The sequence below is a fragment of the Alkalimonas cellulosilytica genome, assembly GCF_036325985.1.
GTDB classification, from domain to species: domain Bacteria; phylum Pseudomonadota; class Gammaproteobacteria; order Enterobacterales; family Alteromonadaceae; genus Alkalimonas; species Alkalimonas cellulosilytica.
Genome location: NZ_JAUHLI010000018.1, coordinates 35,116 through 46,499 on the forward strand (window position 1 = coordinate 35,116; position 11,384 = coordinate 46,499).

An 11,384-nucleotide genomic window follows, 5' to 3' on the forward strand; every position below is an offset into this window, starting at 1 on the left:
TTAGCTGACCGGTTGAACTGAGCAAAGAATCACCTATTTGATAATTGTCAACGCGCAATACCCAGTCAGTAGAAGTTTTGGTTTATAACAGAGTAGAGATTTGTCCATACATATACCTATAAGCTCAACAACAGGGGAAACCAATGAAAAAGAGCAAACTCTACATCGCTGTCACAGCAGCCTGTTTCGGTTTAAGCGCCCAAACTATTTTGGCGGATGACACTGAAACTGCACCAGAGGTACAGGAAGATAGCATCGAAATTATTGAAGTGACTGCCAGACGGCGGGTCGAGTCTTTAAATCGTGTACCTGTGATGGTTTCAGCATTTAATGAACAAATGCTGGAGCAGCAAGGCTTTCAAAGCATTGATGACATTGCGCGCTTTGCACCCGGTTTAAGTTTTTCCAAAGCCTTTGGTCGTGCCACAGAGCGACCTGTCATTCGGGGTATGAGCAACGTTCTCGCCGGTGTGCAATTTGGTGTAGAGTCTGGCGCTGCTTACTTCATTGACGGTGTCTATTATGCCGGCTCAGTACAGAGCCTGGATATGGCCGATATTCAGCGTGTGGAGGTCATTAAAGGCCCACAAAGTGCTTTGTATGGTCGTAACTCCTATTCTGGTGCTATCAATTTTATTACTAAAGGTCCTGATCAGCATGAGTTTGGAGGTCGGGTAAAAGCTTCGATAGCCGAACACAATGAACACAATGTACAGGTTTATCTGACTGGGCCAATCAACGACTGGTTAGCAGTGGCTTTATCCATACGGGATTATTCCTATGGTGGAGAGTGGACCAACCTGGTCACTGAAAAAACCATTGGTGACGAGTCTTCCCGTACTTATAGTTTTGTTGCCGATGCCGAACCAACCGATGCATTGCATGTACGGTGGCGCATTCAGAACTCCAAAGACGATGATGGCACCCGGCCTTTTTTCCTGCAATCGGCTGAAATGAATAATTGCTTCCCTGGTTATCGTTCACTGGCTTATTGGCCAACCAGTGGGTCCAGCAATAACAACATGTATTTTTGTGGTGAAATTAAACCACAACCAATTGCACTGAATGATGGCCCTTCTGCCAGTGGGCAACCTATTCTGGTTCCTGGTGTACCACAGGATGGTCCTTTACCAGGAGGCCCGGTATTTTTTGGTAATCTTTATGATACCGCCAATGGTATGGCTTTCAGTGGTATGGAGCGTGATCTGTGGCTTACCAGTCTTGCTGTTGATTACCAGTTTGACAGTGGTTTTACTTTAGATACTGCTGTGACTTACCGACGCGATACCATTCGTACCGGCTCGGACAGTGACCATTCACCCATCAACTTTACTTTTGCTCCCGGTGATCAGGCTTTCTTTGCGATGTCGGATCGTAATGAAGTCATCGATAAGTCGTTTGAAATTCAATTGCGCTCCCCAATTGGTGATTTTGAGTGGATGCTGGGTGCCTTTTATTATCAGAAAGATGAAAAGCGTTACGAGCTCAATTTTGCTTCACCACGTGATGGTGTATTCGCAGAAGAGAACGATCTGACCAACAAAGCGGTGTTTGGCTCGGTGGAGTATACATTTAATGATCAATGGAAAGCTTCTTTGGAGCTACGTTGGTCGGAAGAAGATAAATGGCTGGAGCAGTTTAACCCTGCGGGTGTCAGCACCTTTGAGGAAGAGGGCAGCTGGCGTAACTTTACGCCCCGTATGACAGTAAACTACCAATACAGTCCTCAAACCATGCTGTTCGGTGTTCTCGCTCAAGGGGTGAAGCCTGGTGGCTTGAATGGTGCGGCTGGAGCAGTGGGTGGTATTCCAAGGTACGAGCAGGAAGAAACGACCTCCGTTGAACTGGGTGTTAAAACACGTTTGTTTAATAGGTTGAACCTTGCTGCATCGGTGTTTAGAAACGAAATTACCGACTTGCAATTAACAACGGCAGTGCCGAATCCAACCAGCCAGGCATTGATTTCAGTCGCTACCAATCAGGGGAAGGGTCAGGTTCAGGGCTTGGAGCTGGAAGCCGCAATGAATTTTTCTGCCAACCTGATTGGACGCTTCAATTATGCTTTGGCTGATACTAAGTTCACCAATGGTTGTGATGATTTCCAGTGGTCTTTGACCAGTGGTGGTGGTCAGTTCAATGATCCGCTCAACCAATCGGGCGTTGATTTTAGTGCTGACTTTAATCTTGTCGGTGCTCCGAGCTGCTCAATCAATGGCAACGCATTTCCGATGAGCTCCAAGCATCAAGCCAGTGCTTTCTTGGAGTACATGGCGGCTGTTAGTGGGGATATTGAGGGGTTCGTTAACTTTGACGTAAGTTATGAGTCGAAAAAGTATGTACAGGTCCATAACCTGGCTTACGTACCTGCAGCGACTATTTTTGGTGCTCGGGTAGGGGTGCGGGCGGATAACTGGAGCCTGACCGCCTACGGGCGCAACCTTGGTAACGAAGACAGCACCATTATCGCTACCCGTTGGCTGCAAACGCCCTACTTTACCTTTGCTGCGCCTTATGGTGGTCCGGCAGGTGCTGAGTCAGGTGCACCACGGGCATTTTTTGGAACGCCACGACGTGGGCGCCAGGTAGGTCTGGAGCTGATGTATCGCTTCTGATGGCTTAATAGCCGGGCTTATGTCAGCCCGGCGGTTTGATTGAGGTAATTTTATGCGACTTTTAATCTCTGCAGCACTGGTGATTGGCGCTGTTGGTTGTTGGTCCGACACGGCGGATGCCAAAGCGTCAGTGGATGGCTGGACATCGGCTTCCACTATTTTTTATTACCAGCCAAGCACCTTAGAAGGAGAGGAGCTTTGGCGAGTGATTCGGGAAATGCGTGCAGCGGTAGCTATTGCCACGGTCAACCCTGATGGCAGCGCCAATGGTGCTGTGATCCGTCCTGGTATCACCCATGACAACAAATATCTGATGTTTGGCCTGGGTCATAACCAGACCGGGCAAAATTTCCGAACAGGTCAGCCGGCCATTATCGTGGTGTACAAATATGCGCCAGATGAAGAAGACAAGTTTAAACGGAATCAGGGAGCCAGGCTGGAAATTCAGTATGTCTCTGATGAAGTTTTGGTGAAGCGGCTGATAGATGAAAATAAAGCCCATGGTGCCAATGAAAACACTACTTTTATGCGGATTAACCGCGTTTTTCCCTTGGGTTAATGTTAAGGAATATTTATGAAGTTAAAGCAAATTGTACTTTCCTGTGGTTTAGCGCTGTCCCTTGCTGCAACCGGACTGGTTGCAGATGAGCGACTGGATTTAACCGATAGCAATGACGCTTACAAAGCCATGCTGCGTTTGGTAGGGGATCTCAATGGTGCACCAGTATTTAAAGATTGGGATGCCACTATTTTTATGGCTTTGCCTGGTGAAAAACCAGAACCTATTATCCGAACCATCGGCTTTAATGCCGGCAAAATGATACCTAAAGACGATGGCAGTTATGAGTGGGTTACCCGTGAAGTGTCTTATTACGTGGATTTAAAAACAGGTGAGATTACAGAAACCTGGTTTAACCCGGTGACTGAGCAAACCGTGTGCGTATTGCAGGTTGCCAATGACCCGGTCAGTAATGTCTTTCCGGCACCAGCGCAAGACGGCTCAAACCCTATGGCTTTCTTTACCAGCTTCGATGTGATGGGCGATGTCGCAGCCTTGCGTTGGGATATTCCTTTAAAATACCCCAACCCATTAAGCCCTGAAGAATTTCCTAAAGAGTCTACCGGGGATACCTACATTGCATCGGAACACTTTTTCTTTTTTGCCAGAACCGAGGATTTAACTGATCCAAGCTCTACCAGTACGCCCACTCACTATGCCTGGGCCCGGACTGGCCCTTGGTTGCCCTGGATGATGCTGGCAGATACGCCGGGACACCTTATTTACAGTGGTCATGGCCGCAAATACGACAGCTTTGATGACTTATCAGAGCAATTGAAGAGCTATACTTTAAAACACTTCCCTGAATATGTGACGGCACCGGATAGCTTTTATCAACCGAATGAAACCAGTTGGACTTATTACGCCAAAATGAAACGGGCCAATAAATTACCCGAATGTAAGTAGTATTTGCTGTTATACAGCAACCTTAGGGTTGCTGTATTTTTTTATGAGGTAGTTATGTCAAGTTTATCAGCAGTTAAAGCATGGGATTTGGAGACTGATGTATTAATTTTTGGCTTCGGTTTAGCCGGGGCCAGTGCCGCAATTGAAGCTTTGGCCGCAGATCCTTCGTTGAAAGTTACGATTTGTGAGAAAATGCCGGAAAAATATGCTGGCGGCAACTCTCGTGCTGCCGGCCAATCTCTGCTTATTGCGAAGAATCCGGCTGCATTGATTGAGTACCAGCGAGCTATGAGCACTTCAAACCCAATTCCGGAGGAGATGCTGCATGCGTGGGCGCACAGAATGTCAGAACTAGAGCCGTGGATTAAAGAGCGTGCTGAAGAAGCCGGTTCTCAGTATATTCAAGGGACCGGTTTTACTGACCGTCAGGCTGTGTTGGAGTTCCCTGAACTGGGGGCTGCAGATGCTGTAACCTATACCGCTACCATTTTACCTATTCCGGCAGGCGTTTGGCTGGCGTTTAAAGCCAATGTCGATAAGCGGCCAATTGAAGTGTTGTATGAGACACCAGTAAAAGATTTGATTCAGGATCCTGATACCCTGGAGGTATTTGGTGCCTGGGTTGAACGTGATGGACGCTTGCAAGCCATCAAAGCGCGTCGTGGTGTGGTGCTTGCCGTGGGTGGCTATGAAGCGAATCTTGAAATGCAGCGCAACTATTGTGGCTATGAAAAGTTGTTCCCCCTTGGAACCCCGGGCAATACGGGTGATGGCATACATATCCTGCAAAAAGCCGGTGCCGATTTGTGGCATATGCGTAATAAAGGACAGTCCGGCGGTATTTGGCCAGGCTTGAAAGCGCCTGGCTATGAAACCGTGTTTTTGCGTAATTTATTTTGGCAAAGTTTCAGCTGGCTGGAAATTGCGGCAGATAATAAGCGCTTTTACAATGAAACAGCAGAGCTACAGCTGACACATTATAAAGAAAAGAAACACAATCACTGGGTGGATACACCGCACATCAATGCTGGCCCTGTGCACATGATTTTCGATGAAACAACCCGCTCATACAACTGCCTGGCATTAAAAGCGTTTACCTGGAATATTGCGGCAGAAGGCCTGGATTGGAGTGATGATAATTTAAAAGAAATTGAGCAGGGGCGAGTTCTTAAAGCCGACAGCATCGAAGAACTGGCTGAAAAGATGGGACGGGACCCGAATGCGGTTGCGGCGGAAGTGGAACGTTATAATCAAATGTGTGCACAAGGCGAGGATACGGATTTCTGTCGAAACCCGGTAACCTTACAACCCATTGCCACCGGGCCGTTTTACGCGGTTGAGATAGTTCCTGCCGTGGTTTGTACTGGTGGAGGAGGGCGGCGCAATATCGAGTCACAGGTATTAACCCCTGCCGGTCAACCGATCCCCCGTTTGTACGAAGCTGGTGAGTTGGGCTCAATGTTTTCTAATTTATACCAGAATGGAAGCTATCTGACTGAGGCTATGATTTCTGGTCGGGCAGCTGGACGTAATCTGGCCCAAACCAAACCTTGGTCTGAGCAGGAGTAGTTATGCAGGTTAATACCGTATCGATGAAGCTTGGTGTGCGGATCGAAAAAGCAGAAGCAAAGGACAACACCATTGTGATGAGTGGCTACGCAGGTACCATGCCCTGTGAAACTATCGTCACCGCGGAAGAGGCTGCAAGCTTATTTAGAATGTGTTTTAAACCAGCAATCTTAAAGCTGGTAATCAGAGCTTTCTTTAGGCGAAATAAGCAGCCAGATAAGGCATAATCCTACTTACGGAAAAGCTCTGGAAAACCAGAGCTTTTTTTGGGCTAAATTTTTTGCTTGATAAAGCGGTAAGTTAAACGTGCTTTTTAACCTGACTGATTAAAGCCAGGGCGATGGCACACAGAACGACATAGATGACAAATGCATGGTGGTAACTGCCGTAAATATCAAAAATTAGGCCTGTCAGATAAATCCCTAAACCACCGCCAAGTGCATCCAGCACAGTAATAGTCCCCAAGATCTTGCCCGATGCTTTAAGGCCAAAGTTATTCACTGCGTTAAGTTGTAGCAGGGTGTAAAAGCCTCCCCAGGCGAAGCCAATAATGACTACCGCAGTTAATACCGTCGCGGTACTACTGAACAACAATCCAAGCAAACCAAAAAACATCAACAATAAGTTAGCGTAGAGGATTTTTTTGCCATGAAACTTATCGGCAAAAAGTCCAAACAAAAACTTGCCTATCAACGCTGGAATAAACAACATGCTCAGCCCGGCTGCTGCAGCCTGAATATCAAAACCAATATCCTGCAGGTGCAGCACCAAATTGGCTTGCAGTCCCATCAGAATGTAAAAAGTACACATCGCAATAAAAGTAATGGCCCAGAATGATCGGGTTTTAAGTGCCTCGACATAGGATAAGCCATGCTGTGAAATATCATGTGTCTCAGTATTTGCTTGTTGCTGGTAGCCGTAAGGGACCAATCCGGCTTCTGCAGGTTTGCTTTTCACCAGGAAAACAGCCAGCAATAACAGAAAGGTAGGGATAATGGAAGCCAGCTGAAACCCCTGGCGCCAGTCCATGCCTGCTGCCATCCAGCTACCAAAGAGTGGGGCGAGCAAGGCGCCACCCAAGGATGTACCAACGATGGTAATACCAATCGCTGTGCCCCGATTCTTAACAAACCAGTTGGATACCAGTATAACACCAACATTTAGGCCGCATGACACCATCACCAGTGCAAAAAAACCATGGATGATGTATATGTGCAGTAAGTTCGTGACATAGCCATAGGCAAAATAACTTGGGATCAGAACCAGGCAACCAACGATCATCAGGACACGTACGCCCAAGCGATCAATAAAAATGCCTATAAACGGAGCGAGTAAGCCCAGCAAAATTAAGGTGATTAATTCACGAAGCTTTAGATCGGCCCGTGACCACTCAGGAAACTCAGCTAAGATGGAGCTGTCGAAAGCGGTTATCCCGGTAAAAATCATCCCGTTGGAGACCATCAGGCTGATCATGGCGATGAATACCATTAGCCAATGCTTGCGGGTTCGTTGTTGGGTGAGCGGAGGCTGAACTTCAGTGGTCAACATCAATAAGTTCCTTCGGTTCATGAACAGTTATACTGTTATAAGGCAGCATGGTCTAATCTAGAATTGATTTTTATCAAACAGACTGGCCCAGGTGACTAAATGCGATAAGTGGTTGCTGTGTTAAGGTGGTTTCAGGTGGTGCTTGCGTTAAGAGCACCACCCCGGTGATTACAAACCCAGGCACCCCGGGTTCATGCTGCTGGTTGGATCGAGGTGCTGCTTAATGGCTTTTAGTAGCTCAAAATTTTCGGCCGCCAGCCCCTCTTTGAAGCGATAAGACTTGCCAATTTGCATATGAATAAAGCCTTGTTGACTGTATGCCAGTACCAGGTCTGCACGGATCTTTTCCATGGCTTTTGTTGCTTCGGGGTTTGGAGGGAACCCTTTGAGTCGCTTCAGATGACTTGTTTCAACCGCATGTTTGTGCAATTCATTCAACTCATCGGGCCAGAAAAACACTGGTTCAAGCACAAATGCCATGCTGGAGACGGTTGCAACCAGATAGCCAATGCCAATATTAAATTTTTCGATAAGCTCGCTATTCTCAGAAAACACTTGCTCGGTGACTTGATAAGCTTGCTGTGTTTTAGAATGAGGAACGACCGCATGAACAGGAACCCAACGCTCACCCTGAGGACCTATCATGTTATTGACCGGACCAAATGGGTTTGCCCGAAGTATTTTGGGAATGCTGTTTTCAATCGCTTTGACATCCAACTTGCTGGCAATAGCCTCAATGGCTTGCAACTTATGCTGCATCCCAGCTTCAGTTCTGTCTTCAACCATGAAGTGTGCAGACCAGCTTTCTGCTTCAACGAAATTTCTGCCGGCAAGGGCAACTTTAGTGCCCGACTTAATGGCCTTGCTCAGGCTGCCTGCTGACTTCATTACGCCAAGCAGGGATTTTACATCTTTTCCCAAACTTTCTCTTTGCATGCGCTGTGCTTGTAAAAATGGATCAAAGCCAAAACACTCGCTGATAAGTCCTTGTTTCGATGCTTCGCTCATCAAGCTGCTCAGCGCTGCAAAACTGCTTGCACTAAAGGATAAGCCATCGTGGTATTTGAGTGATGGAATTAACCGAAATGTGGCAGTCGCTTTGATGCCAAAGGCGGAGTTGTCGCAACAAAACAACCCGGTTAAATCAGGACCAAAATGCCGTGCAAAAGGAGTTGCATGCAGTTGACCTGCAGATCCTGTTCGGATGATGTGGCCGCTTGCAAGAACTACCTCTACCGAGAGCACAGAGTCCACTGCGAAACCATGCTGCCCGGAACCCCAGAAAATTGAGTTTTGCGATAACCCTCCACCGACAGTAGCATAGCGGCCGGACAAAGTGCCCCAGAATGGTGTGCGAAAGCCGGTTCCATCCAGAGCCTTGTGTAGCTTTTCCCAGCTGCATCCGCACTGCACTGTGACATACATGTCATCGGTGTTGATCTCAATGAGCTGATCAAGTGCCGACATATCGACAATAATCGAGTTTTGCTGAACCGGAACATAGCCTTGAGTGTAGGACATCCCGCCGCCGCGAGGCAGAGCTGCGTAACCATGTTTCGTGCTAATTTGCATCAGAGAGGCTAGCTGTTTGACTGTCTCAGGCTTTACTACCAAAGCGGCAGGCTCCTTCTTGCAAAAAACATCCTGTGACATCAAAGTGCGGCTGCTTAGGTCGCTTTGAATAGACTGGGGCGAAAGTACTGCGCTCAGTTCTTCTATCAAGGCGGCCAGTTTGTCGGCTGGGTTAGACTGCATCATCATGAGCTCCATTACACTGCAAAAATATTAAAGGCATGGCTCGTAAAACTCTAGCCAGGCGCCATCAGGTGTCTGTATCGCCAGAAGCTGGACAAGGCCATAGGGTGCCAATTCGAGCTTGCTTAGCGTTACTGGCATAGGCACTTGATGTTTCAAAAGATGTTGTTCAAGTTGCTCGATGCCTTGAACCGGGAAGCGAATCCCTAACATGCCCAGGTTCGGGGGAGTATTGCCCTGGGTGTAATCCTTTCCTTTGGTTTGCTCAAAACAAACCAGTTCAATAGAGCCTCGCATTTCTCCATCAGGCTGCAAAATAGCCAATTGATAAGGCTCTGTGTGAGCTCGCTCAAAAGGAATACCAAGAACGTTTGGTCCGGGTTGTTCGGTCAGGTTTCCACTTTGGACTACGCATTGAAACCCAAGTATATCCTGATAAAAGGCCATACTTTTGGTAAAGTCCTGCACGATTTGGCTGGAGTTAAATATCTGGCTGATTGGCTGCATATGCTCCCAGCCTTGCAGTGGAGGTGATACCCGTTCGATAAAGGCAAAGCGAATATGGCTTTGATTGATAGCCAGCCACTCTTTTACCCGGGAGCTGCCTAAAAAAAACTCAACAGGTTCAGAGGCGCCACGCCAACCGAGTCTTGATAGTGCTGGCTGTAACGACTCCATTGACTTAATCCTAAGATTAAAATCGAAGGTGCCGCCATAATCCCAGCTTAGGTCATTGGCTCTCATCACGCTTTGGCTCAAATTGCTAAAGCGAATTAGTCGCAGGTATCCACTATCAATGCCTGTGTTTCCCAGTACTATCTCTTCAGCATTGGCTTCTGGGAATAGCTGCCATGCTCGAAGTAACCCTGGCTCTACCTGGCCCCGGTGGAGTTCTTGCCAACCACCATACTCGCAGAGCAGAGTCATCATAGGTGCAAAATCGTTTACAATAGCAATGGCTTCCTGAAAAGCAGAGATTTTGAACGTCATGCTTCTTATCTCCCCTCTACGCTCAGAATTGAGCGACGTCATCATAGGCGCTTTGAGTGTTTTCGTAACTTGCCCAATCTTTGGTGATAAACTGCTCATCAATCAGGGTTCGCTGCAACAGCTTTCCAGCCTTGAACCACTGCCATACACGCGAACGGTACTTGCCACAATCAGATAATTGAATCATTTCGTAAAGGTGTAAGTCATCTTCATTGGTGCGAACCCAGTACAGCATGACAGTTCGATTAAAATCATCCAAGGGTACTTCCGCAGCCCAGCCCTGTACTTCGGTATAAAAAATGATTTTGTTCCCTTCAATTTTGGTCGGAAAGTCACGCACTTCTTTACGGCCATCAGCCCAAAAGTAAAAGTTGGTCTGGTGGTAGACATCATCAGAAGGGAAACGGCACAAGAGCCTTGAACGGTGCTCATCAATTTTATCACCTTCAGGGCTGTAGTAGCGGTAATAGCCTTCCCAAACCCCTTCATGGCGAGACAGCAGCGGCATACGTTCTTTCAGTTTCATAGTGATTTACCTGCGATTATTAGCAACCCATTGATGCTAACAACAACCAGAATTATGCCATTGACAATTGGCAATCGAAGCGGCGCTGTTACTAAAGGTCCTTCAAAACCATGCTAAAACAATGGATATGCTTGATGATTGATATCTGTCAATGATGGAAAAAAGCGCCACTTCTAAGCTTTGCTGGTAAATACAAACAAAGGTGATTGGTATGGAATTTATCAGTATGTATGAACTACCCATCCTACGATGGTTTCATATTGTGGCGATGGTGTATTGGTTGGGCGGTGAGTGGGGCGTTTTCCAGACTTCATTTCATGTCGTGAACCGTAAGCTTCCAATGCCAGAACGAAAACGGCATATGGAAACGGCCTATCGGATCGATATTTTAGCGCGCACCGGCATCATTATGTTGTTCCCGCTGGGGATGCATATGGGGTACTTGTGGGGAGTTCAGCCTTATGGGGGAGCCTGGCTGACAGGTATGTGGGTTTTCTTCTTTGGCTGGCTGGCTTTGTGTTGGGCTGCCTTTATCTACCGTGAAACTGATCGGGGATTGGTACTGACCAAGCTTGATGAAGCTATTCGGTATTTTGTGATTCCCGCCCTGGCAATTGCAAGTATTGCCTCGTTATTGGGGTATGGGCCTTTTTCTGCCGGTGATGGCCAGAAGTGGTTTGCTATCAAAATGTTGATTTTCTCCGGTTTGCTGGTGATTGGTTTGCTGCTGCGTTTTATTATGCGAGAGTGGACGGTCATGTTCCGCAAACTTGCTGTGGATGGAGACAATCCTGAGGTAGAGAACCGGCTGGAAGAGTCTATCCGCTTCGGTCGTCGCTTGGCATACATCTACTGGATTGGTATTTTAACCACGGCGTTTTTCGGCGCGGTCAAGCCATTTTAACTGCTGATGTGCTTT

The 11,384-nt window shown here is 47.3% G+C and carries 10 protein-coding genes; 6 read left to right on the forward strand and 4 right to left on the reverse strand.

The window, feature by feature from the left end; translation table 11 throughout:
- Positions 1-143: 143 nt before the first annotated feature.
- Genes QWY20_RS15820 through QWY20_RS15840 form a run of 5 tightly spaced genes read left to right on the forward strand, consistent with a single transcriptional unit; the run spans position 144 to position 5,873 of the window.
- Positions 144-2,612: a TonB-dependent receptor gene (locus tag QWY20_RS15820; RefSeq protein ID WP_330129973.1), complete on the forward strand. Its 2,469-nt coding sequence runs from the start codon at positions 144-146 to the stop codon at positions 2,610-2,612.
- Between the two features lie 52 nt (positions 2,613-2,664).
- Positions 2,665-3,171 carry a hypothetical protein gene (locus tag QWY20_RS15825; protein WP_330129974.1) on the forward strand — a complete coding sequence of 169 codons (507 nt, stop codon included), beginning with the start codon at positions 2,665-2,667 and terminating at the stop codon, positions 3,169-3,171.
- Positions 3,172-3,186: 15 nt separating this feature from the next.
- Positions 3,187-4,077 (forward strand): DUF1838 family protein, encoded by an 891-nt coding sequence (locus QWY20_RS15830; protein WP_330129975.1) that lies wholly within the window; start codon positions 3,187-3,189, stop codon positions 4,075-4,077.
- A gap of 54 nt (positions 4,078-4,131) precedes the next feature.
- The gene (locus tag QWY20_RS15835; RefSeq protein WP_330129976.1) at positions 4,132-5,646 is read left to right on the forward strand and encodes an FAD-dependent oxidoreductase; all 1,515 of its coding nucleotides are present in this window, start codon (positions 4,132-4,134) and stop codon (positions 5,644-5,646) included.
- A 2-nt stretch (positions 5,647-5,648) separates the two neighbouring features.
- A complete protein-coding gene (locus QWY20_RS15840) occupies positions 5,649-5,873 on the forward strand; it encodes a hypothetical protein (RefSeq protein WP_330129977.1) in 225 nt (74 codons plus the stop codon).
- Positions 5,874-5,946: 73 nt separating this feature from the next.
- Here the strand turns inward: QWY20_RS15840 and QWY20_RS15845 are convergent, their stop codons facing one another.
- The 4 genes from QWY20_RS15845 to QWY20_RS15860 all read right to left on the reverse strand — a co-directional run bounded on the left by QWY20_RS15845 (position 5,947) and on the right by QWY20_RS15860 (position 10,465).
- Positions 5,947-7,194: an MFS transporter gene (locus tag QWY20_RS15845; protein WP_330129978.1), complete on the reverse strand. Its 1,248-nt coding sequence runs from the start codon at positions 7,192-7,194 to the stop codon at positions 5,947-5,949.
- 168 nt (positions 7,195-7,362) lie between these two features.
- Positions 7,363-8,964 (reverse strand): FAD-binding oxidoreductase, encoded by a 1,602-nt coding sequence (locus tag QWY20_RS15850; protein ID WP_330129979.1) that lies wholly within the window; start codon positions 8,962-8,964, stop codon positions 7,363-7,365.
- Between the two features lie 15 nt (positions 8,965-8,979).
- Entirely contained in the window at positions 8,980-9,939 is a 960-nt protein-coding gene (locus QWY20_RS15855) for a VOC family protein (RefSeq protein ID WP_330129980.1), read from the reverse strand.
- A 22-nt stretch (positions 9,940-9,961) separates the two neighbouring features.
- Positions 9,962-10,465, reverse strand: a complete 504-nt coding sequence (locus QWY20_RS15860) for a DUF3598 family protein (protein WP_330129981.1) — start codon at positions 10,463-10,465, stop codon at positions 9,962-9,964.
- Between the two features lie 211 nt (positions 10,466-10,676).
- Between QWY20_RS15860 and QWY20_RS15865 the strand changes: the two genes are divergently transcribed.
- On the forward strand, positions 10,677-11,369 hold the full coding sequence (locus tag QWY20_RS15865; RefSeq protein ID WP_330129982.1) for a hypothetical protein: 693 nt from the start codon (positions 10,677-10,679) through the stop codon (positions 11,367-11,369).
- The last annotated feature ends 15 nt before the right edge of the window (positions 11,370-11,384 follow it).